Annotated in this window: 22 protein-coding genes; 3 read left to right on the top strand and 19 right to left on the bottom strand. The window is 36.7% G+C overall.

Annotation, left to right across the window (positions count from 1 at the left end; all coding sequences use genetic code 11):
• Window positions 1-11: 11 nt before the first annotated feature.
• From BLR86_RS16535 to BLR86_RS16515, 5 genes are all read right to left on the bottom strand, one after another.
• Entirely contained in the window at window positions 12-1,241 is a 1,230-nt protein-coding gene (locus BLR86_RS16535; RefSeq protein WP_090763647.1) for an anti-sigma-I factor RsgI family protein, read from the bottom strand.
• Window positions 1,238-1,984: an RNA polymerase sigma factor SigI gene (sigI, locus tag BLR86_RS16530; protein WP_090763644.1), complete on the bottom strand. Its 747-nt coding sequence runs from the start codon at window positions 1,982-1,984 to the stop codon at window positions 1,238-1,240. Before sigI ends, BLR86_RS16535 begins: the two co-directional genes overlap by 4 nt.
• A gap of 174 nt (window positions 1,985-2,158) precedes the next feature.
• On the bottom strand, window positions 2,159-2,617 hold the full coding sequence (locus BLR86_RS16525; RefSeq protein WP_090763641.1) for a hypothetical protein: 459 nt from the start codon (window positions 2,615-2,617) through the stop codon (window positions 2,159-2,161).
• Between the two features lie 97 nt (window positions 2,618-2,714).
• Window positions 2,715-3,812: an SDR family oxidoreductase gene (locus BLR86_RS16520; RefSeq protein ID WP_090763639.1), complete on the bottom strand. Its 1,098-nt coding sequence runs from the start codon at window positions 3,810-3,812 to the stop codon at window positions 2,715-2,717.
• Window positions 3,813-3,947: 135 nt separating this feature from the next.
• Window positions 3,948-5,525 carry a peptide chain release factor 3 gene (locus BLR86_RS16515; protein ID WP_090763754.1) on the bottom strand — a complete coding sequence of 526 codons (1,578 nt, stop codon included), beginning with the start codon at window positions 5,523-5,525 and terminating at the stop codon, window positions 3,948-3,950.
• A gap of 248 nt (window positions 5,526-5,773) precedes the next feature.
• Between BLR86_RS16515 and BLR86_RS16510 the strand changes: the two genes are divergently transcribed.
• Both BLR86_RS16510 and BLR86_RS16505 read left to right on the top strand, forming a co-directional pair.
• Window positions 5,774-7,450 carry an AAA family ATPase gene (locus BLR86_RS16510; protein WP_175492931.1) on the top strand — a complete coding sequence of 559 codons (1,677 nt, stop codon included), beginning with the start codon at window positions 5,774-5,776 and terminating at the stop codon, window positions 7,448-7,450.
• A 108-nt stretch (window positions 7,451-7,558) separates the two neighbouring features.
• On the top strand, window positions 7,559-7,966 hold the full coding sequence (locus BLR86_RS16505) for a YkvA family protein (protein WP_090763634.1): 408 nt from the start codon (window positions 7,559-7,561) through the stop codon (window positions 7,964-7,966).
• A gap of 200 nt (window positions 7,967-8,166) precedes the next feature.
• Here BLR86_RS16505 and BLR86_RS16500 read toward each other — a convergent pair whose 3' ends face one another.
• The 8 genes from BLR86_RS16500 to phaQ form a co-directional block, all read right to left on the bottom strand.
• Window positions 8,167-8,340 carry a YjcZ family sporulation protein gene (locus tag BLR86_RS16500; RefSeq protein WP_090763632.1) on the bottom strand — a complete coding sequence of 58 codons (174 nt, stop codon included), beginning with the start codon at window positions 8,338-8,340 and terminating at the stop codon, window positions 8,167-8,169.
• Between the two features lie 33 nt (window positions 8,341-8,373).
• Window positions 8,374-8,466 carry a YjcZ family sporulation protein gene (locus BLR86_RS16495; RefSeq protein ID WP_090763628.1) on the bottom strand — a complete coding sequence of 31 codons (93 nt, stop codon included), beginning with the start codon at window positions 8,464-8,466 and terminating at the stop codon, window positions 8,374-8,376.
• Between the two features lie 119 nt (window positions 8,467-8,585).
• Window positions 8,586-9,008 carry a CotY/CotZ family spore coat protein gene (locus BLR86_RS16490; RefSeq protein WP_090763625.1) on the bottom strand — a complete coding sequence of 141 codons (423 nt, stop codon included), beginning with the start codon at window positions 9,006-9,008 and terminating at the stop codon, window positions 8,586-8,588.
• Between the two features lie 24 nt (window positions 9,009-9,032).
• Window positions 9,033-10,253, bottom strand: a complete 1,221-nt coding sequence (locus BLR86_RS16485; protein WP_090763622.1) for an ATP-grasp domain-containing protein — start codon at window positions 10,251-10,253, stop codon at window positions 9,033-9,035.
• A 300-nt stretch (window positions 10,254-10,553) separates the two neighbouring features.
• On the bottom strand, window positions 10,554-11,387 hold the full coding sequence (locus BLR86_RS16480; RefSeq protein ID WP_090763619.1) for an undecaprenyl-diphosphate phosphatase: 834 nt from the start codon (window positions 11,385-11,387) through the stop codon (window positions 10,554-10,556).
• Window positions 11,388-11,497: 110 nt separating this feature from the next.
• Complete coding sequence (locus tag BLR86_RS16475) at window positions 11,498-12,682, bottom strand: C40 family peptidase (RefSeq protein ID WP_254782351.1); 1,185 nt, start codon at window positions 12,680-12,682, stop codon at window positions 11,498-11,500.
• 544 nt (window positions 12,683-13,226) lie between these two features.
• Window positions 13,227-13,841 (bottom strand): hypothetical protein, encoded by a 615-nt coding sequence (locus BLR86_RS16465; RefSeq protein WP_090763613.1) that lies wholly within the window; start codon window positions 13,839-13,841, stop codon window positions 13,227-13,229.
• Window positions 13,822-14,259 (bottom strand): poly-beta-hydroxybutyrate-responsive repressor, encoded by a 438-nt coding sequence (phaQ, locus tag BLR86_RS16460; RefSeq protein WP_090763610.1) that lies wholly within the window; start codon window positions 14,257-14,259, stop codon window positions 13,822-13,824. Before phaQ ends, BLR86_RS16465 begins: the two co-directional genes overlap by 20 nt.
• 147 nt (window positions 14,260-14,406) lie before the next feature.
• Between phaQ and BLR86_RS16455 the strand changes: the two genes are divergently transcribed.
• Entirely contained in the window at window positions 14,407-15,189 is a 783-nt protein-coding gene (locus BLR86_RS16455; RefSeq protein WP_090763606.1) for an alpha/beta fold hydrolase, read from the top strand.
• Window positions 15,190-15,251: 62 nt separating this feature from the next.
• Here the strand turns inward: BLR86_RS16455 and BLR86_RS16450 are convergent, their stop codons facing one another.
• The 6 genes from BLR86_RS16450 to adhE form a co-directional block, all read right to left on the bottom strand.
• Complete coding sequence (locus BLR86_RS16450; protein ID WP_090763602.1) at window positions 15,252-16,331, bottom strand: alpha/beta fold hydrolase; 1,080 nt, start codon at window positions 16,329-16,331, stop codon at window positions 15,252-15,254.
• Between the two features lie 18 nt (window positions 16,332-16,349).
• Window positions 16,350-17,060, bottom strand: coding sequence for a hypothetical protein (locus tag BLR86_RS16445; RefSeq protein ID WP_090763599.1), 711 nt, complete (start codon window positions 17,058-17,060; stop codon window positions 16,350-16,352).
• Between the two features lie 18 nt (window positions 17,061-17,078).
• The gene (locus BLR86_RS16440) at window positions 17,079-17,840 is read right to left on the bottom strand and encodes a hypothetical protein (protein ID WP_090763596.1); all 762 of its coding nucleotides are present in this window, start codon (window positions 17,838-17,840) and stop codon (window positions 17,079-17,081) included.
• A gap of 29 nt (window positions 17,841-17,869) precedes the next feature.
• Window positions 17,870-18,211, bottom strand: a complete 342-nt coding sequence (locus tag BLR86_RS16435) for a hypothetical protein (protein ID WP_090763593.1) — start codon at window positions 18,209-18,211, stop codon at window positions 17,870-17,872.
• A gap of 125 nt (window positions 18,212-18,336) precedes the next feature.
• Window positions 18,337-19,971: a long-chain-fatty-acid--CoA ligase gene (locus BLR86_RS16430; protein WP_090763590.1), complete on the bottom strand. Its 1,635-nt coding sequence runs from the start codon at window positions 19,969-19,971 to the stop codon at window positions 18,337-18,339.
• A 263-nt stretch (window positions 19,972-20,234) separates the two neighbouring features.
• Window positions 20,235-22,838 carry a bifunctional acetaldehyde-CoA/alcohol dehydrogenase gene (gene adhE / locus BLR86_RS16425; protein WP_090763586.1) on the bottom strand — a complete coding sequence of 868 codons (2,604 nt, stop codon included), beginning with the start codon at window positions 22,836-22,838 and terminating at the stop codon, window positions 20,235-20,237.
• Window positions 22,839-22,911: the final 73 nt, after the last annotated feature.

The raw sequence follows: 22,911 nt of genomic DNA, 5'->3' as shown, positions 1-22,911 counted from the left end.
ATTTGCCGGACTTATTTATTCCAATGTTTTTCTTGATTATTCGAATTATTTTTCTGTTGTGATCGATTATCATGATTATTTGAGTTATTTTTCTCTTGTGATCGATTATCATAATTATTCGAGTTATTTTTTTGTGACCGATTATCATGATTATTTGAGTTATTTTTCTCTTGTGATCGATTATCATGATTATTTGAGTTATTTTTTTGTGACCGATTATCATGATTATTTGAGTTATTTTCCTCCACAGACTTATTATCATGATTATTTTGTTTTTCAGTGCGGTTCTGCACCCCATTATTTTTTTTAATTGATTCGGTTGCTGCCTGATTTCCTTTGTCTTGTCTATTTTCATAACCATTCATGTTCTTATTTTCACTGTTATTAATTTGGTGATTATTATTTAGTTTTTTCCCATTATCAATTTGAACCTGCTTATTATGATTGTTGATAGTTTCATCTATTTTCTTTGCCTGACCTGGAGGCAAAGTTGAAGGTGATGTTGATGGTTGAGGAGAAGTACTTTTCTTTAGTTCCTTTTCTGCCGATTTCAATTTTTCTTTGCTTTTTGCAGTATCATTTTTCTTTTTATGATAAATTCCTTTAGAAACACCTAAACTCTCAGCTTTTTCCACTTCTGCTTTGGTGGTTGTATATTGGTTCACCTCTACCTGTTTATCCGCAGTTTTCTTTATTTTATTGATATTTTCCTCAAGTTTAGTCAATGCATCTTCTTTAAGCTGCTCCGTCTTTACCGTTGAAATGACTACAGGTTCGGCTGGTGCAAGCAAACCTTCATCTTTTAATTCTGTCAGAATGATAGTAGTTATCTCGGCAGCATCCTTTTTTTTCCAATTGTCAATCTGGCTAATGATATCTTCTGCTTCTTGATTAAAACCCTTTAATTCCACAACCTGCATCTTTTTATTTAGCCCTAATTCAATACTTGTATCCGCACCAATAGACATGTAGGCATATGCCTTATTACTTTGGTAGATTGGAAAAATAGAAGCAAAACAAACCAGCAAACCAGCTACTGACATCCAGATACTTTTACGTTTAAAAATGTTTTTGAATGGAATTGGATATTTACTGCTGTTAGAATCCATTACCGGAATAAAGTCAATTTCTTCTCCTACTATATAGAGCCTATCCTGTTTGCGGGCACGTAAAAATTCTCCATCTGGGGTTAATAAAGTCAAAAAAGGATCATCCACTTCCATTACAATTCCCTTTTTCATGTCTCAAGCATCCCCTTTAAATAATCATTTAAATATAAATAATCACTAGATAATATAAGTGCAATGGCAATAATATATTTACGGTTTCGTTCAATTGTCTTTCTGCTAACATCAACCATTTCCACAAGTTGCTTAATGGGTAGCCGCTTTTTTTCAAACAAGAAAATTTTCAACTCACTATTTTCAACCAATGTTTTAGCTACCATAACTGCATTACTTCTCGCATCTGCATGTTTTGGGGAACTGATAACTAAATCACTAAAGCTCAAGTCAAAGGATGTTAATAATTCTTGAAATTGAATAATTTCTTCTTTCCTTAATTCTTCATCTGACTTTTTCTTATATTCCTCGAATGATAGGTCATTCACGATCACCATTCCGGCAGACTCTTCTTCAAGTGACGAATATGTTAAGTCGATACTTATATGTTGGTTTTTTGTTTGTTTCCGGAGATAATCAATTACTCGTCTTTTAATTATTACCTCTGAAAAACTAAGTAAAGAGCTTCCTCTCTCTGGGGAAAACTTTTCAATCGCTTCATTGAATGCAATAAGACCAATACTAAATTCATCGTCGGTTTCATAAATATATCGTTTACAAACGGAAGAAACATTTTTTGCAATAAATGGTTTATATGCATCTATTATTTCATTTAGCAGTGAGCGATCCCCTTGTTGAATTAACCGAACCGACTCTTCTAATGTTCGTTTTTTACTTTTGGTTAAAAACAATAAACCTAGCATTGCCTCACCTCTCTATTAACCCAATTATATCATACAGATGGTAGATTGGATTTTGTAGGTTTTGGCAAGATTTCTTCCTCCTAAAGATTTACGTATAATGAACAGCATTTTATGGGGGCACAAAAAAATTTTCCACAAAAAAGCTCCAAATCATTGTCTGATTCGAAGCTACGTTTAACGCCGAGATTTCAATATCCATTTTATTAAAAAGCCAATCAGTAATCCTGGAATTAAAAACAGCATTGGTAAAAAAACTGGACCTGGATGAATATTAAAAATAGAAACTTTGGGTGAAACCATTAATCCAACCGTGACCATATAGGCACAAAAGGCAAACGGCAAATAGGAGTACTTTTCATTTTCGGGCATTGCTGTACGGTATCCATCCCACATGGAAAACATATAGACACAAGGATAAAACAACAGCCATTGATAATCAATTACTCTTTCAGCTTTGTCAATTTCACCTAAAAAGCTATACATAATGGCAGAATTAAAACGACTGTTTACATTCATTAGAAATTCTAAGCTAACAAATAAAACACCTTTGATGTAATGACCAGTTAATAGTTGACTGAATCCTGGAAAGGCAATATTCCATAAAACCGCTTCTAACCTACTTATCTTTTTCATTTCTTTATCCCGCTTCTACTCTAAGTTACTTCCAGCTTAGTTTCTCCAGTAACCCCATGAATAATCAGTAGAAGAAGAAATTTTTCTATTCATTTGCTTATAAAATTGGTATTTGGTAGTTTGGATTGTCTTTTTGTTTTAGATAAAAGGTTGTCATTGGCTTTAACCCATCCTTAAAATTAGGGCATACTATTCCTGATCCTTCTAAATCTTTCACTGCCTGAGTACAATCAAATTGACCCATCCATGTGAAATAATCGAGTGCCTCCTTTTCTACCCCTAGAAATTTTCTTGCCGGTCTAATCGAAAGAAACCATTTTCCAACCGATAATGGCAGGGTTCCTTTTGGTTTTTTATTCAATAATTCCTCCATCATAAAACTGTATATTTCAGCAGCACGATAAGGATGTGGATCAGTTAAATGATATGTTTTTCCTATACCCTTTTCTAAAAAGCTGAGATAGGCCGTTGCCTGAATGATATAGTCAATTGGAACCAAATTCACATACGCTTCTCCTTTACCTAATCGTGGGAGCAAAGGAAGAAATTTTAACCTTTCTAGAAAATTCATCATAAAATAAGGACCATCGAATTTAATCGTTTCACCCGTTTGTGAGTGACCTTTGACAATTCCAGGACGAATTATCGTAATTGAAATTTCTTCTTTTAGCTTTTCGACCAAGACTTCTGCCTCAAATTTCGTTTCTTCATAATGATTTTTAAAGCTTGTTGGACGAATAAGCTCGGTCTCGTAAAGTGTCCCTTCCCGTTCCCCGACTACATAAGCAGTACTGAAATAAACATATCTTTTTAAATGAGTCAGCCCTTTTACCCAATTATTTACATTATTAGTCCCATTTACATTTATCTTAAACGCTATATCTCTTGGTACGGCTAAATCATAAATCGCGGCAAGATGGAAGACATGGGTTACCTTTTCTATTAATCGCTCTTGGTCATTATCACTGATCATTAGAAATGGTTTGGTAATATCGCCTTCAATGAGTACAAATGCCTCTTCCTTAAGTCCAAGCTCTGAAACAATGGCTTTCTTCTCATTCCTTGCTTTATCCATCATCCCCTGAAGAACTAGTACATAAATAACACCATTGTATTCATTTTGTTTTAGTACCTCACGAATTAATTGGTTGCAAATAAACCCTGGAAATCCTGTAAAAAAATACCCATTCTTCATCACGATTCCTCCAAACTATAGTTTGAAATTCATTTGTACTAATTGTATGTCGGAATAAAAAAAATAGTCAAGTAATTAATCTGAATTTTCAGTATTTTATATCTAAAAAAATGACGGGAGTGTGTCCCGTCATTTTTAATCCTGATCCATAGGGTTATAAAGTTTAACAGTTGGATTCTTTTCTTGGAACCATCGAAGCGCAAAATCATTTTCAAATAAAAACACATAATGATCAAAGCGATCCTTTACAAGCATGCTCCGAGAGCTCGAAAGATTTTCATCCACAACGTCCCCTTCAACCCATCTGCCTATCTTAGAACCCATACGTTCCATTATTACATCAGAATTGTATTCATTTTTCATCCGATGTTCAAAAACCTCGAATTGTAATTGTCCAACAGCACCTAACAAATAATCTTCTGTTTTCACTGTTTTGTAGAGCTGAATCGCTCCTTCTTGAACAAGCTGCTGGATTCCTTTATAAAATGACTTTTGTTTCATTACATTCTTCGCTGAAACCCTGACAAATAGCTCTGGGGTAAACTGCGGAAGTCTTTCGAATTGGTAATTATCTTTTCCTGACGTGATGGTATCGCCAATTTGATATGTTCCAGTGTCATACAGTCCGATAATATCTCCGCTGACAGCCTCATCAACCGTATTTCTTTCCTCAGCCATAAATGACGTGGATTGTGAAAGTTTAATTTGTTTACTTAATCGAGGAATATTAACAGTCATTCCTCGTTCAAATTTACCTGAACAAATCCGGACAAAAGCAATCCGATCACGGTGGGCAGGATTCATATTTGCTTGGATTTTAAAGACAAATCCTGAAAACTGATCAGCCAATGGATTAATTTCACCAATGGATGAATTACGGGCCATTGGAGGTGGAGCAAATTGCAAGTAAGTCTCTAAAAATGTTTGGACCCCAAAAGTAGTTAATGCACTGCCAAAGAAAACAGGGGTAATTTTACCCTCTTTTACTTTTTCTGCTGAAAAGTCATTTCCTGCCTCGTTCAACAGCATAATTTCTTCAAGTGTCTGGTCATAAAGTCCAGACATTTTTAGCGGGTGTTCCCCTTCTATCTCACCTTCATCATTTAAGGGGATGAAACGATCCTCTTCATTTACTCTGAATTGTTCTACTCGATTGTAATATCGATCGTAGATTCCAAGAAACTCTTTCCCCATCCCAATTGGCCAGTTCATTGGGTATGACTCTATTCCTAAAACTTCTTCTAATTCAGCCAAAAGTTCTAGCGGAGCCTTCCCTTGACGATCAAGTTTATTAATAAAAGTAAAAATAGGGATTCCACGCATCCGGCAGACTTTAAATAACTTTAATGTTTGTTCCTCAATCCCTTTAGCAGAGTCGATAATCATAACAGCACTATCCACAGCCATTAAGGTTCGGTAAGTATCTTCACTGAAGTCCTGGTGTCCAGGAGTGTCCAAAATGTTGACACGGAAATTATTATAGTCAAATTGCATCACACTGGATGTAACCGAAATTCCACGTTGTTTTTCAATTTCCATCCAGTCACTTGTCGCAAACTTACCTGTTTTTTTAGCTTTTACAGTACCTGCGTCACGAATTGCCCCGCCAAATAATAATAATTTTTCAGTTAACGTAGTCTTCCCGGCGTCCGGGTGAGAAATGATCGCAAATGTTCTTCGCGATAATACTTCTTCTTTAAAATTGTTACCCATTTCTAATTCCTCTCTTTTAACAACCAAAAATTTTTCTCGTACCCTTAATCTTATAGTTTCACCGTGAAATTTGCAATCCTTTAAATACAATCCAACTGGAAAATTATTTCCAGTCATTTCCACACCCCCTTTTGTTATTTTCCTTTTATAATAAAGTATGACTCTGCTAAAGGAGATGACTTTCATTGAATCAAAGTCAAAAACTAGCTTCAAAGATTATTCCACTCATCTCAGCACTATTATTATTAATGGCAGGGATTGCTTGGATAATCCAAACAACCACAGAAAAAATAGAAATTCCGTTTTCTTCGGTAGAAAATACAATTCAAAACCAAAATGGCAAAACTGTTACACTAACTGAACATTCAGATGGAAGCATTGATCTTGAAGCTGGTGGCAAAAAGTACGTATCACATGTTCCTCCAAACAGCCAAATGATCAACAAGCTGATTGAAAAATATACTATTTACTATTCATTTTCAAATAGCAGCCGTTATGGGAAATGGATTATGGCCGCTGTCTTACTAACCCTCGTTGGAGCAGGTTTTGCACTTCAAAAAACAAAAGGGGGTTTTGGGCTTTCTAACTCGATGAAAAATAGTCTTTCCCAGGCACGCCCCCTTCCGACAATTAGTTTGAAAGATGTTGGTGGGATTGGGGAAGAAATGAAGGAAGAAATACTCCAAACACTGTCAACCCTTAAAGAACCGGAAAGAGCCATAAAGATGGGGATAAAACCACCTAAAGGAATTCTTTTATATGGACCGCCTGGCACGGGAAAAACATTATTGGCTCAAGCAATTGCACGCGAGTTAAACGCATCCTTCTTTTCTGCAAGCGGCTCGGCTTTTAATGAATTATTTGTTGGTGTTGGCGCCAGCAGAGTCCGGTCTTTATTCCAAGCAGCAAGAAAACAAGGCCCTACTGTTATCTTTATTGATGAAGTGGATGCCTTAGCTGGAAGAAGAAACGCTCATGGAGGAGAGGAAGCAGAAAAAACATTAACAGAACTGCTTGTTCAGCTTGATGGAGGTCATTCAAACGATGGAGTTCTGTTTATCGCCGCAACGAATAGAAAAGATATGCTAGATGAAGCATTTTTAAGACCAGGTAGAATAGACTTCACTTTCCAAGTACCGCTTCCTGATACAAAAGGAAGAAGAGAAATTATCGAAATTCATACAAAAGGAAAATCACTTAATGATGAGGTTTTAGCTTCTTTAGATGAGTTAGCTGAAAGTACTTCTGGTTTCTCTGGAGCAGAGCTGCAATCATTATTTGAAACTGCAAGTCGGCGTGCAGTAAGAAACGGGCAAGATGAATTAACGAGAGCTGATCTAGACTATGCCCTTGACCGAACCATATTAGGAAGTACTTCTCGTTCTTTACAGGATCTAGACACTAAGCGTCGGGTAGCCATTCATGAAGCAGGACATGCCATTGTAGCCTCATTAACGAAGCCAGGGTCGGTAAGAAAAGCAACGATCATCCCACGCGGTGAGGCACTAGGTTATGTGGCACCAATTCCAAAAGAACTACATCTATCAACAACCAGTGACCTATTAGACCGTGTCGCTATGGTATTAGCGGGTGGTGTCGCAGAAAGAATGCTTCTTGGCGAACATAGCATAGGAGTCAGTGGTGATGTACAACAAGCAAAGAAAATAATCGAACAAATGGTAGATACGGGTATGCTTCAGGGAGGATTTACCCTGACGTTTAACAAACAGGATAAAGAAGTAAAAATGCTAGAACTGTTTCAAAAAGGGTTAGAGAAGGCGGAGTCCCTTATGAATAGTCATTACCATCAGTATCTGCAATTAGTCGAAAGCTTATTAAAGAAAGAAACACTAGATGGCTTTGAGGTCGATGAAATTGTTTGGGGTAAGAATCAAGATAGGACGGATAAATTTGTTTCTGCATAAATTGTTCCAAGTGCCTAGAGGACTTGGTATTTTTTCTACTAATCTAAATGAAATCAATATTTTGAGGTAAACTAACTTTATGTATTTTACTTAAAGGAAGTGTCTGTAATGATTGACCCTGAAATAGATTTTGTAACAAAGAAACATCGAGACAGTGCGAAGGGCTATCTCGATAATCAAAAAAAGACAGATGGTCTACTAAAGAAGGCAATCATCAAGGCAAGAAATAACAAAGGAACTTTAGGAGATGCCTGGGAAAAGCTGCAATTATTTTTTGATTTAGTTCAAGCTTATTCAAAAGGCGAATATCGCAATGTTGCACCTGCCGCGATTTTATCCATTATTGGTGCAATTCTTTATTTCGTGTCACCAATAGATATGGTTCCCGATTTTCTCATTGGGTTAGGAATACTTGATGATGCAGCTGTTATAAGCTTTACGCTTAAAAAGGTATCAGCAGAAATTGATAAATTTAAAAATTGGAAACATTCAACAGTAGGAAACCCTCTTGAATAGTCAAGAGGGTTTCCTACGATAAGATAAGTTTTTGAAACTTAGTTTACTGTCCAGCTCCAGCGCCCTAACGGCTAGTGTCCTTCGCTCTCCGCCCTACGATAAGTCAACATCGAATCGCCTCCGGCTCTTCGTGTTTCCTTTATCTCGGTTGGAGCGCTCCAGGCCATACGCCGCTGACCAGGGCGCTTGCGCTTTTCTTTTTATCTAAAACAAGCTGCACCTACGATGATCAATAGGATAAATAATACTACGATTAGCGCAAAGCCGCCGCCAAATCCGCATCCGCCGTAACCATAACCGCCAACACCACAGCCACCGCCGTAGCCTCCACCGTATCCACAGCCACCGCCAAAGCCTCCATATCCATATGGCATAATTTTTACCCCCTCTTTAATTTAATAGTATCCTTAGCACCAAGAAGCTCCGATAATAATTAACAAAATGAACAATACAACTACAAGGGCAAAGCCGCCACCGTGCCCGACGTGTGAACCAGACATTTACATTACCTCCTTTATTTAATTCCATATATCCTATTCATAGGGTTAAAAATGTGCGATAGACACATATCCAAATAACCCACTTTTCAAAAAAAAGAATAAGCCCATTCTTATTGGGCTTAACATTTTGGATCTACGATTGGAAGAAGGCGATTCACTAATCTCGGTGACAGTGGCTGTAGTGTAGTAAAACAGGAGAGGTCAACAATAACACAGTTCATTGTTGTTCTTAATGAAAAAACTTCACATTCATCAATAGGACAACCATCAATGTCGACCGGTTCAAGAAGAGATAAGGTTGCACAACATTTATTGGTATCAATCGCTTCTACTCTAAAGTACTTGGTTGTAAAAAAATCCCCATTATTTGTCCATCCCCAAGCCTCAAATTCACATTTTCCGTTTGAAAGAATAAATGGAATGGTATCATAGCCAATGTCCTCACATATAAAACGAAAATCTTCAAAGGACAATTTTTTCTGTTCTTCTAAAAGCCGTTCTAGGTCCTGACAAATACATCTATCATTTTTATTTTCCCCCATGATTATACCTCCTTTCAATTGATTCTAAATTGGCTGCAAGTAAAATTGAATTAGTTGAGCGCCATTAATAGCACACTCTTTCGCTTGATCTTTTGTATCTGCTGCTGCAAGAACATATCCATACCGTTGTCCCATTGAGCGTGGAGGTGTAACCATCTGTCCATTTTCGACCTTCGTGAAAACCTCAATTATACCTGCTTGTTGTTTGGCCGAATCACACCCGGACACTTTAAGTAATTTTCCAATGGTACCCACAATTAAATAATGTGTATAAACGGCATTTTCATGTACCTTCGTAAAATTCGGTTCTAGACCTGCGTACAACATAATGGTCTGTTCTGCAAGGTTATAACCAAACGCTTCTTCAATCATCCGATTCATCGCTCCCCCAGCCATCCTCGGATTAATTTCAATCAACTTCCAGCCTTTATCTGTTGCCTTCATTTCTAAATGGCAAGTACCATTTCTTAACTGAAAATCCTCTATGATTGAAAAGACAGTTTCTTTTAGCCCTGCCAGTTGCTCTACTGTCATCTCCGGACAAATCGAATAACCAGTAATAATAAAACGTTCTCCCTTTGTTACTTCCTGTTCAACGATAGCTGCAATCGTTACAATGGAATTATTGACAACCACTTCGATTAAAAATTGCGGACCCTCTAAATACTCTTCTACTAATATAGGCATTTCAGGGTCTTTACGACGAAGTTGTTTCACACCCTTCTGATATTGCCAAATATCTTCTACCAGTAGTACATCCTTGGAACCGTTAGATTGAGGTGCCTTTAGGACTAATGGAAATAGGTCCGTTAACCCATTTATTTCATCCATTATTAATTCTGGTGAACTCAATACCTTAAACAAAGGATTGTACCTTTTTCCTGATAAATAGCTTCTTGTTAAAATCTTATCGGTCATTATTCTTAATGGTTCATAAGTGAGTGGTGTACTGGAAATAATATTTGTAAGCATGGCAGCCAAATAGGCATACTCATCTAAAAAGCTTATAAAACAATCAATTTCTTTCCCCTCAACAATTAGGTCATTTACCGCTGAAAATATTTCATCAGTATCTGACATATTTCCTATCCTAACATCATCTATCTCTAGATAACACTCCCTTTCCTCTACAAAAACCGTGCGATTTGTTAAGAGAATTGTCTCATATCCTAGCCTTTTTGCCGCTTTAATTCCTTCATAGCTTGATCCTGATTTGTTTGTACCTAAAAATACAATTGATTTCATCTTTTGCACCCACTAAAGAATTACCTTTTTGTGATAGTTTACCTGTTAAAATAAAATATTCATTTTTATTTAGTTGGTGTAGGCATGTTCATTATGTACGAACCGTTATTTGACCAATAAATTTAATGTGTGACAGTTGCCTGTATAAAAAATCGGGGACAAGTGTTTAGAAATATGAAAAAACTATTTCCATTAGGAGTTTAATCCTGACAAGAAAGGCAATAAATATTCACGGTCACATACATGTAACTAGACAAAAAAATAGACAGCACTCAAATTCTGAGTTGCTGCCTTAAAAAATTATAAATACACTAAATAAATGATTAACGCTAAAAGAATTCGATAAATGGCAAAGGGAACAAGTTTAATTTTATTAATAAGTTTTAGGAAAAAGCGCATAGAAACTAATGAAAAAATAAATGCACTAAGAAATCCTGTAATAAAAAACGGAAGTGCATCCAACGTCATATACTGCCAGTTCTTTAATAATGAAAGAAAGCTTGCACCAGCCATAATCGGAACTGCCATAATAAAAGTAAAATCAGCTGCAGCTCTGTGACTCAATCCGATTAGTACTCCTCCTGAAATGGTTGAGCCCGACCGAGAAAATCCTGGCCATAATGAGAAGCATTGGATCAACCCGATTGTTAGTGCTTGTTTATAGGTAATTTGGTCGACACTTTGGACTTTTGGATTTTTAGGACCAAATCGGTCAGCGATAATCATGAAAACAGCACCAATCACTAATCCAATTAAAACCGTTTCCGTTGAAAATAAATACTCATCAATATAGTTTTCTAGCAGGACACCAAAAATACCAGCTGGAATTAATCCAACAATTACTTGAGTTAGTTTTAATCGTCCGCCAGTTTGTTCAGAATGCTTATTCTTTATTCGCCCCATTCCCAAAAGATCAATAAACCTGTCTTTGAATATCACTACCACGGCTAAAATAGAACCCAGCTGGATAACTACTTTAAAGGTATTGGCTCCATACTTGCCCAAAAACTTTTCTGACTGAAGCCACATATCATCGACAATGATCATATGACCGGTTGATGATACCGGAGCAAATTCTGTTAGCCCCTCCACTAATCCTAAAATAATTGCTTTAATTATCAATATTAAATCCATGTTAAGTACTTCTCCTAACTATTTCTTCTGTTTATATGAAATAACCTTTTAATTGTACTGAATTTCTATTCGCTTTAGCAAGGACTAAGATAAAAAAGGCGCGAGATTATTTAGTCTCGCACCTCAAATGATTCAGAAATTAACCGATTAACCCGGCCGTTAAATTTTTCCAGCCAATATCCATTTGTCATATCTGCAATGGCAACACCAGTAGAACTTTGTGAACCTAAGAACTTCCCAGCACCAAGATAAATACCGACATGCCCATCTATCTTATAGGTATCAAAGAATACAAGGTCTCCTGGCAACATTTCTTCCACACTGACAGCTGTTCCTGTATTTTTCAAGGCCTCAGTACTAGCACCAATATTTATATTGACCTGTGAAAATGCCCAGCTAACAAAGGCCGAACAGTCAAATCTTCCATTGGCGATATCGAAATCATTTCGACCTCCGCCAAATACATAAACAGAATTCCCTATGTATTTAAGCCCTTCGGTAATTAGGCTTTCAACTGTTTTATTAGAAAACAATAAGGAAGAACTCAAGATTTGGGCTGGGTCCATGCTTCTTAAATCATTCATTGTAGCGAGAACAGAATCTTGTTGCATTAACCCTGCTTGTTCAGCTAGTTTAACTTGCTCTTTTTCCTTTAATTGGGACCTTAATAATTCATTTTGTAATTTTTGCTCTAATATTTGAGATTGCATTCCTTCTAATTCTATATTCATACTCTGAAGCTCTATTAATTTCCCTTTTACCTCTGCCTGTTTCGTTTTTACAGTTTGTTTATCAGTTTCATGTTGTTTGACAAGGTCTTGATCGGCTTCAATAAGCGATGCTACTGCACCAACGCGATCTACAAAGTCTTTAAAACTTGAGGACCCCAGTAAAACATCAAGGTAATTTACCTTTCCACCTAATTCTTGAAATGTAAGAGCTCGTTTTTTTAGAATTTCATGACGCTTTGATACTTTATCATTTAGAGCTAAAATTTCTTTTTCCATTTCCTGTATCTTTAATTGAGAAATTTTAATTTTTTCCTCTGTTTCGAGAATTATATTATTATTATCAATGATCGCTTGCTCGACCCTGCCTATCTGTGCATTAATTTGTTCAATTTCATTTTTTACATTGTTAAGTTCTATATTCCCTTTTAAAATTCCTAATTGTAGTTTTGAACGTTGTTCGTCGATTACCTGCTGGTTATTATTTTCTTCTGCGTCTACATGAAGTAATACAGTTGGACTGCCAAATGTGATTATTGTACAAAACGCCATAATCTTTTTTTTCAACCTTTTCCCCTGCTTTCCTTCATTGCAATTAACAATTCCACCTTGCAATCCTTTTATTATTTATGCTGTGTTAAACTAGGCTGTTGATTTGTGCTCCAGGCACTTCGCTTTCCGCAGGCGGTTCGGGGAGCCTCCTCGACGCTAAAGCGCCTGCGGGGTCTCCCCTGTCCCGTCCTCCTGCAGGACTTTGAATTACATCCTCGAATCTGCCCACGCACGAAGAAAATGCGATAGCATTTTCGAGGAGTCTCGCGCCTTCCGCAAAAATCAACATAGTTATTAAATCATCATTTACCTCTAACACAGCCATTATTTATGTAATTCTGAATATTGATATGAGCATGGGGTTTTAAAAACCATCCAAAGCGACCATTATTATTCTACTCATCTCCATTACAATTAGAAGTATAGCACGCGCGTCCAATTTTACAATATTATGAATATTAAATTTATATTTCATATTTTTCAAATGATTGTTCATAAATTAACATAAAAAAGCAGACCAATCATCGGTTGGCCTGCTAATCGTTTTCAATGATTTCATTTAGTTAACTTTAAAAAGCTCTTTAACACTGTTTTTCCCGCGGTTTACAATTTCCCCATGAGTATTTCTAGCCATTTTAACATACTCATCAGTAACATGCTGCCATGCATTTCGGCGTTCTCTGCTATATGCGATGTTGGCTTCAGTACTCTTTTCAAAAGTGTCTTCTAGCTGGTCAATAACTTGAAAAATAGATTTAATTGGAGTGAGCGCTAAGTTTTCTAATTGTTGGGAGACTCCTTTAAGTTGATGTTTAAGTTCTTCCCGCTCATTCAGCATTTCTGCATCCGCCTTGGCTTCTTCGTTCATCATTTCTTCCCTGCGTGTGTTCATTTGCTGCATGAATCCAGAAACAACTTCTTTGTTCGTTTTCTTTGTTTGCTCGAAGAGATTACCTAGTGATTTTCTATATTGTTTGTTAAACTTGATGACTTCCCTTAATGCGTTTATATACGCATCTTCACGACTTTCACGCATTTGTCTAGCCCGCTCAAGCGATTGCTCATACTGATTCCAAAGTGTATCTACAAATAATCCTTCATTTTTAGGCTCTTCAGCTGTAGGAATCACTTTTTCTTCCTCAGCATGAACAGCTTCACTCTTTTTCTGTGCCATCGTCCTTCCTCCTCTTTTTACTAGTTACTTTCTCTATTGGATCCCTCTTTTGAAATGAAGGAATATAGAGCTCTAAGAAACTTGAATACATTTTGAAGAATTGGTCCAGCATCGATTGGTACGATTCTAGTTGATTGGCATAGCCTTTTAAGTATGTAATACCAGCTTTTGTTATGGAATATCTTCTTTTAGCGGGACCGCTTCCATTTGTATCCCACTCTGATGAAACTAGTTCTTCCTTTTCTAGCTGTCTTAACATTCGGTAAAGATTACCTTGATCAATCGTTTTAAACCCAAATGTTTGCAATTTCTGACTTAGCTCATACCCGTGAAAAGACATCTTGCTAAGAAGCAATAGAATAAATGGCAGAACAAAATTTTTCGAAGGATTGACAGATTGATTGTCTTGATTTACCATTTCCTTATCACCTCACCTATATGTATTTTACACCTATCAGTAATATTTTGTCAACTCGACAAATAAATGTTATTATATGGTGTAAAATCACGTTTATAATTTTAATAACTTGGTAATAAAATTAAAAAAAATTGAAGGTGGTGTCAAATGGGAATATCGAACGTTAGTATGTTAGGGATGCCGTATTTACATTTTGGTGATGGAGAGCCGTTAGTTCTAATCCATGGTTTAGGAGAAGTGAAAGAAGGTTGGGAGTCACAATTTGAATTAGCAGATCAATACGAATTAATTATTCCTGATCTACGGGGACATGGTGAATGTTTTAAATCGGAAGGCATTTCTATTTCAAACTTTGCAGCAGATGTTATTCATTTATTAGACGAGTTAAAGATTGAAAGCGCTCACATTTTAGGTTTGTCCATGGGCGGTGCTGTTGCTCAAGAAATTTATCGTCAAGCTCCCCACCTAGTTCGCTCTCTCATGTTGATTAGTACATTCCACTTTTTCCCTAAAAAACTCAGAAAACCACTGTTTAATTTGAAGAAGGTTCGGTTGGGTGTCGCTTCAACAGACGTCGCCCTGATAGAAAAAGCAGCTCATATGAGCTTATATTCTTGGTCAGAGAAAAATTTGGAGCAGTTTAAACGATACTTCCAGCCAAAGCGGAACATCTTTTTAAAATCGCTCAAAGCTTGTTTCCAAGTAAATAATATTTCTTTATTGCCTACGATAAAAGTTCCAACCCTAATCATTGGTTGTCAATATGACTCGGTTTTACCAGTTTGGATTCAATTTTGTATGCACAAATTGATACCCCATTCAGAATTTATTATTTTGAGAAACTCAGGGCATTTAGCTAAATTAGAAGCAACAAACCGGTTTAATCTTCTGCTACGAAAGTTCTTAAACCGGTATAAGACTGCTGCCTAATATTATTTGCGGGAAGGATGGGGGCCCTTCCCGCTTATACATCACGATGCAATTCTTTCACATTATGAGATTGCTGGATGCAATTCTTCAGATCTTGAAGAAAGCCATTTATCAGCAAATACTGCAAACTTACCAGTCAGTGCAAGTGAGACATGACCTGCTTCAACTACTTGATAGGTTTTATCTACACTTGAAACCAAATCCATAATTGGCAGACTCTGCGGCTCTAGCACAAGTGTGTCCCTTGAAGTGGAAAAAACAAAAAGAGAACACTTAATGTTATGCAGATCAACTTCCATACCGCCAATCATTAATTCACCTTTTACCAGCTTATTTTCTTTAAACAAATCGTTAAAAAGCTGCTTAAAGGATGCACCGGAAAAGGGGGTTGCATCTTTTGTCCACTTATCCATCCGCCGCCATTTATCAACATAATCTTCATCATACGCCCGTGCTATGAGGTTTACCATCGGACTAATATAAATTGGAGACAGTCCTCTAAACATCGCATACATAATATCTGCTGGTATTACACCATATACATCCGCAATGGAGTCAAAACTTAATTGACCGCTTTGAAGAGCCTCCTGCCATTTATTAGGAACGATTCCAATACTAAAATCAATTGGAATTGTTGAAAGCACTAAATTCTTAATTGGAAGCTTAGTAATTGATGCAAGAATCGCTGCAAGTGTCCCGCCTAAACAGTAACCTACCAGTGATATTTCATTTACCCCAGAGTGACGTAAAGCCCGTTTCACTGCAACTTCTAAATAATCTAGCACATAGTTATCAATTGAAAGATTGCTATCTTCATAACCTGGGGACCCCCAATCAAGAAGATACACATCATAGCCTAATTGTGTTAATCCCCCAATCACGCTGCTACCTTCACCAATATCAAGAATATAAGATTTATTTAATAGTGAATAAACAAAGAACAAAGGTATTTTATATTTTTTTTCTTTTGCGGGATGATACCACAAGATTGATTTGTTTTTTTTCCATACAACCTCTCTAGGTGTAGGAATAATATCAGGTTTAGGTTGAGTTACTATTTTGTAAACCTGTTGCCATCTTTTTGTCTCTTTCTCAACATCAAAGAGTGGAATGAAGTCGTTACTACTTCCTTGGGTGGTCATCAACTATCCCCCACTCGTTTATTTAGTTGTTACTAATTCTTTTTCTTTTACTTTTCCTTTTGGGCTTTCTTTCATAACAAGTCCCTTCAACACAGCTATTTCATTTTTTATTTCTGTTAATTGATCTAGTCCTAGTTTAATTTCTTGTATTTCAGAATGAATGGTTTTTGTCTCACTCTGACTATTCATCCCGACTAGTTCATTCTGGGCTTCCTTAATTTCAATAAGTTCGTCCTTCATCTCACGAAGGTTTACCTGAATGATTTTTACGTCGACAATACCTTTTCGCAATTCCTTAAGGTCTTCCTTGATTGTTTTTAATTCAGTTACTTCATGAAGGTTTTTTGCAAACTCTGCCTGCATTTGTTTAATCATCTTAACCATTTCTTGAAACAATTCTAAGTTTTCTTTATTTAAAGCTCCAAGACTGTCCTGTAAATTCCAAATCTGTTCTTCTAGAATATCGATTTTCCCTTCAGCTTGAATCGATAGATTTGCAACATTAGCAACATCCTTTTTTGTCGGAATGTTCATGAAGCCAGCCATTAGCTCTTGATTTTTTCTTAATAGCTCCATGTACCGCGAGTGACCACCTAAACCTGCATTGGCTAAACGGACAAATTCATTATTATCTGCTGCCATAAATAATAGTCCATTAATTTGTTTTTCAACCATTTCACTTAATTGTTTAATGCCTTCAAACGGATCAAACATCTTTTCATTTGACATCCTTCATCATCCTCATTCTTATGATTTTGTAACTTCTTCTGCTTTTTCCAAGTATTTATTTAAAGGAAACATAAGCGATTTGATTGGACCGGAAAAAAGGTTAACAAACCCTTTTTGACTCTCATAGATAAGAGATGCTGCTTGTTTAATAGTATTAATATATTGGTTCCTACCATTTTTTCTAAATGCTATATATTGGTCTATCATCTTTATATACTGGTCCATCAATTGAATATTAGAGATCATCTGTATAGGAGTATTCAGAATCGAAGCAGTCCGGCTTTGAATCTGATCAAACTGCTGGTTCATCTCTTCATAAGAGATTTTTGGAAATAGATGCTGTAAGGCGGTTGTGGACATTAAAAATTCTTCTCTCGCTGTCCTTTCCCAATTTGCAAATTCCTTAGTGAACTGTTCTCTGACAGATTTCATATTCTCCTGATTACGTTTTATGCTATCTGCAAAATAGTAAGCTTCTTTTAAAAACACATCATCACGAAAATCTGCATGCTTCGACCATTGGTCTAACTCACGAAACGCATGATTCCATAACATATCCAAGCTAGATATTTGGTCATGATTTTCTTGCCCTTCATGACTTACTTCAGCTGAATTTTGTTTAACTTCCTCGTCATGGATGGTTTCTTCTACTACAGTTTCAAGCACTTCATTTTCCTTGACTTCATTTTCAACAGTATGATTTTCCACAGCATTTCGTCTCCTTTTGGTCGTCTTTGGTAATTCTTCTGTGCTTACTTTTGAATCCTTCTTTTCAGCCATTTCATCTTTTCCTCCTTTAAATCATTTATCTAAATTGCCAATTCATTTTTGAGATTATCCATTTGATTTCGATGTACGTTGATTTCTACTAATGTTAGATATAGTCCTTCATCCAACGAGTCAAGTCGTTCCTCCAACCTTATTATTCTTCTGGCAATATCTGCTACATCATCTCTTGAAGGATAACCATTTATTTCTAACCATTGAACAGTTATCATTCTAATAACCCTTACCATTTCTAAGTGCTGATCTATGGCCTTTCCAGCCATTGCGATAAAAGGTGATGAATTTGTATAGGAGTATAGCTTTCTATTCAAATCGTCCTCTATTTCTTTAAAAAATTCACATGGACTTTTACTTGATGTCTGCATATACTCCTCCTACATACATAAGGAATTTCTTTAATCGGCTAACATAATAATTCAAGTGATATGTTCTAAGAAGGATTCTAGATGTATTCTGCGCGAAGTCTATTTGAGTAGTAGGTTGATAGATCTTAAGAGTGAACCTTTTCATTTTCTTCTTGACGTAACATTCTCCTTAATAGCTTCCCTACAGATGATTTAGGAAGTTCTGATAGAAACTCAATTTCTTTAGGTACTTTGTAAGGAGCCAGATAGTGTTTTGCATATTCTATTAATTGCTCTGGTGTAATCGATGCGCCAACTTTCAGTTTTACAAAAGCTTTGACGGTTTCTCCGCGATAGGAATCAGGTCTTCCAATAACAATTGCCTCCTCTACCGCCTCATGTTGGTAGATAATTTCTTCAATTTCTCGTGGGTATACATTGTAACCACTGGCAATAATCATGTCCTTTTTACGGTCTAAAATATAGAAATATCCTTCCTCATCCATTTTTGCGATATCGCCAGTAAAGAGCCATCCGTCTCTAATTACCATTTGAGTTTCGCTAGGCCGCTTCCAATATCCCTTCATGACCTGTGGTCCGCGAAGTATTAATTCACCTGGTTCCCCCACTGGAACGTCTACATACCCCAATTCGATTTCCTTAACAATTCTTGCTTCAGTCCCAGGGAGAGGTATCCCTACGCTTCCTAATTTACGAGGAAGAAATGGTGGTGTTGTGATCGCTGATGGTGCTGTTTCTGAAAGACCATAACCGTCTGCAAGTCTTATACCTGCTCTTTTTTCAAATGCTTTTACCTGCTCTACCGGTAGTGGGGCTCCACCTGAATTGAAGTAGAAAATATTTTTAATCCCACTCTCTTCCAATCCAGGGTGGCTGTTTAATGCAAATATCATCGTTGGAACAGCTGTCAACTGGAATGGTTTTTCTTTATTAATCAGTTCAATTAATTCATTTACGTCAAAACGCGGGAGAATTAATTGATTACCTCCCATTCTGATTCCCGAAAGTGCATTGCATGACAGTCCATAAACATGAAACATTGGAAGAACACTGATGATTTTGAAGTTTTCTGGTTTCTCATCAACTGCACTATAAGTAAAATCACAAACTTGAATAATATTCGCAAGTAGATTTTGGTGAGTTAACATTACTCCTTTTGAAATCCCTGTTGTTCCTCCTGTATATTGTAAAATAGCGACATCTTCACAAGGATTAATTGGAATAGTAGGTATCACATTGTCATGGGTAAGAAAATCATCAAAATAAATATCTCCATCTGCTAGATTAATCCTGGTTCCACCAAATCCTACAACAATGATTTTTTTCAAAGACGTTTGAGGCTGAACTTCTTTTACCTTTGAATAGAAGGATTCAAATACCACCATATATTCTGCTTCGGAATCTTTCAGGGCATATTCTATTTCTCTTTCAACGTACATTGGATTTACTTGAACAGCAATTCCACCCAAACGAAATATTGCAAATAAGCTAAAAATATAATGTGGGCAGTTAGGCAGCATAATCCCCATCCTATCTCCCTTTTTAAAACCTATCCGGTACAAAGAGGCAGCTAACCATTCTGAAATCAGCTTCGTTTCTTTGTAGCTCCAGGATCTTCCGTAAAACGTTAGAGCTGGATTATCTCCATGAATGTTTGCTGCCTGCTCCATAAGATCGAATAACGACTCGTAATTTACTGTTACGTCTTCACTGATTCTTGGGTCATAAAATTTTAACCAGGGCTTTTGCATATAAACCATACTAAATCCTCCTTTTCTATAGCCTCCCAAAGTAATTTAGCGGTTTCTAAACTTCCCACTCTACTAAATTGAGAGTTTTAACCACTTAAATTATTGTTTCAAAAATCGTTTTTTGTAAACGTATCCAAATCGACATTTTTCCACATTTTTCCAATTTTCACTAACATTTACAAAGGTCTGTTAAAAAGAAGCAGGTAGATAGTTAAGAAGAATGATGATTATTGTCGGAAATATACCTTTTGTTCACATAAATTTCGAATTTATCATTCACCTTTATATGCTTGATGATAGATTTGCGCTAATTCTGAGACGAGTGGCTGCTTTGGATTTGCAATCGTATCTTGGTCATCAAAAGCATGTTCAGCTAATTTATTTACCTTTCTCTCAAACTCACTCTTGCTTACTCCCATTTCTTCGATACTCATTGGCACTTCTATTTCCTTGGCCAACTTGATTATGGCTCCAATTAAACTATTTACTCCCTCTGTTGTTGTCTCTGCAGGAAGTCCAAGCAGTTTGGCAATCTCAGCATAACGTTGATCAGCAATAAAGTGTTCATATTTTGGATAGGTCATAAATTTATTTGGCTTTGCTGCATTGTAACGAATAACGTGAGGTAACAAAATGGCATTCGCACGGCCATGGGCGATAGTAAACTCAGCCCCCAGTGCATGAGCAAGACTATGGTTAATACCTAAGAATGAATTCGCAAAGGCCATCCCTGCTATAGTTGACGCATTGTGCATTTTTTCACGGGCTAGTTCATCCGTTCCATCACGATATGCCCTTGGCAAGTACTCAAATACTAATTGTATCGCCTTCAAGGCTAATCCATCTGTAAAGTCATTAGCCAGCACTGAAACATATGCCTCAATGGCATGTGTTAAAACATCCATCCCTGTATCTGCTGTTACATGCTTAGGAACTGTCATAACAAACTGTGGGTCAACAATTGCCAAGTCTGGTGTTAATTGAAAGTCAGCGAGTGGATATTTGATATTCGACTTTTCATCCGAAATAACCGAGAAAGAAGTTACTTCAGACCCAGTGCCAGAAGTGGTTGGAATAGCAATAAAAATTGCCTTTTCACGAAGAGAAGGAAATTTAACCACTCGCTTGCTAGGATCGAAGAATTTTTGCTTTAAGCTATTAAAATCAGCATCTGGATGTTCATAAAAAAGCCACATTGCTTTTGCAGCATCCATTACAGACCCGCCTCCTAAAGCAATAAGACAATCAGGCTCAAATTTCCTCATCCTTTCTGCACCGTTCTTGACAGTTTCCATGCCAGGTTCAGGTTCAATATCATGAAAAACTGCGTATTTTATGTTTCCAGGATTCTTTTCTAATTGATAAATGACTTTATCAACAGAGCCATTCTTCACTTGACTACCACTGGTAACAATCATAACTTTAGAAATTCTTGGAATCGACGCCAGTACTTGGATGGAGTTTCTTTCAAAAAATATTTGTGATGGAACCTTAAACCATTGGGTCATATTTCTCCTTTTTGCAACTTTCTTAATATTAATCAAGTTTGCCGCTCCTACATTCTGTGACACTGAGTTCCCTCCATATGTTCCGCACCCAATTGTAAGTGACGGTAAAGATGTATTATAGATATCACCGATTGCCCCATGAGTTGATGGTGTATTAACCATAATTCTCCCAGCTTTCATTCGAAGAGCAAACGTATCAATCACATTTTGGTCAGAGGTATGAATAGCTGCAGAATGTCCAAGCCCGCCATACTCCAGAGTTTCTTCAGCGATAAGCAGACCTTCTGCTAAGCTATATGCCTTGTAGCAAGCAAGAATAGGACTCAATTTTTCACAGGAAAGAGGAAATTTAGGACCTACTCCTGTTAATTCTGCTATTAATATTTTGGTATTTACAGGTACATTGACTCCTGCCATTTTTGCAATCATAAATGCTGGCAATCCAACTATTAGAGGATTTAAAGAAGCGCTTTTTTCGTCTATTACTGCCTTTTCAATCAGCTGTTTTTCTTCTTTATTTAAGAAATAACAATTATTATCAATCAATTCTCGTTTCACTTCATCATAGATTTCATTGTCGATTATTAGTGCTTGTTCAGATGCACAGATCATCCCATTGTCGAATGTTTTCGATAGAATGATGTCATTTACTGCCCGCTTAATATTTGCACTTTTCTCTATATAACAAGGAACATTTCCTGCTCCAACACCAAGTGCAGGTTTTCCAGAGCTATACGCTGCTTTCACCAAATTAGGTCCACCGGTAGCCAGAATAAGTGATACCTTTGGATGTTTCATTAAGGTTTGAAAGGCTTCATGAGAGGGAATCTCAATCCATTGGATACAATTCTCTGGTGCTCCTGCCTTCATGGCAGCTTCCTTCAAAAGTCTTGCTGTTTCGACACAGCATTTTTGCGCATATTTTGGAAATGCAAAGATTATCGGATTTCTTGTTTTAAGTGAAATTAACGCTTTAAAAATGACTGTGGAAGTTGGATTCGTGATCGGAATAATACCAGCTATGACACCCACTGGCTCAGCGATCTCTACCATTCCCTCATGTTCATTTTCATTTATAACTCCAACTGTCTTTAACTCTCTAATATTGTTATAAATAAACTCAGTAGCAAACATATTTTTAAATACCTTATCTTCATATACGCCTCTTCTTGTTTCTTCAACTGCCAACTTTGCCAAGTCTTTGTGATGATCAAGGGCAGTATAGGCCATCTGCTTGACGATTTCATCAACCATTTCCTGATTGTAACAGCGAAATTCTGCTAATGCCTTTGCCCCATTTCTTGCTAAAATATCAATCATTGCTGCAACTTGATGTTTCCCCTGGACAATTTTTTCTTCAACTGCCATTTCGTATCCCTCCAAGTTCTTTAAAACTAAATAATGATCACTTTTAAACTATTCTGGATAAAATATATCATGG

This window comes from Bacillus sp. OK048, from assembly GCF_900103525.1.
Taxonomy (GTDB): domain Bacteria; phylum Bacillota; class Bacilli; order Bacillales; family Cytobacillaceae; genus Neobacillus.
This window is presented reverse-complemented; position numbering and strand designations above follow the sequence as displayed.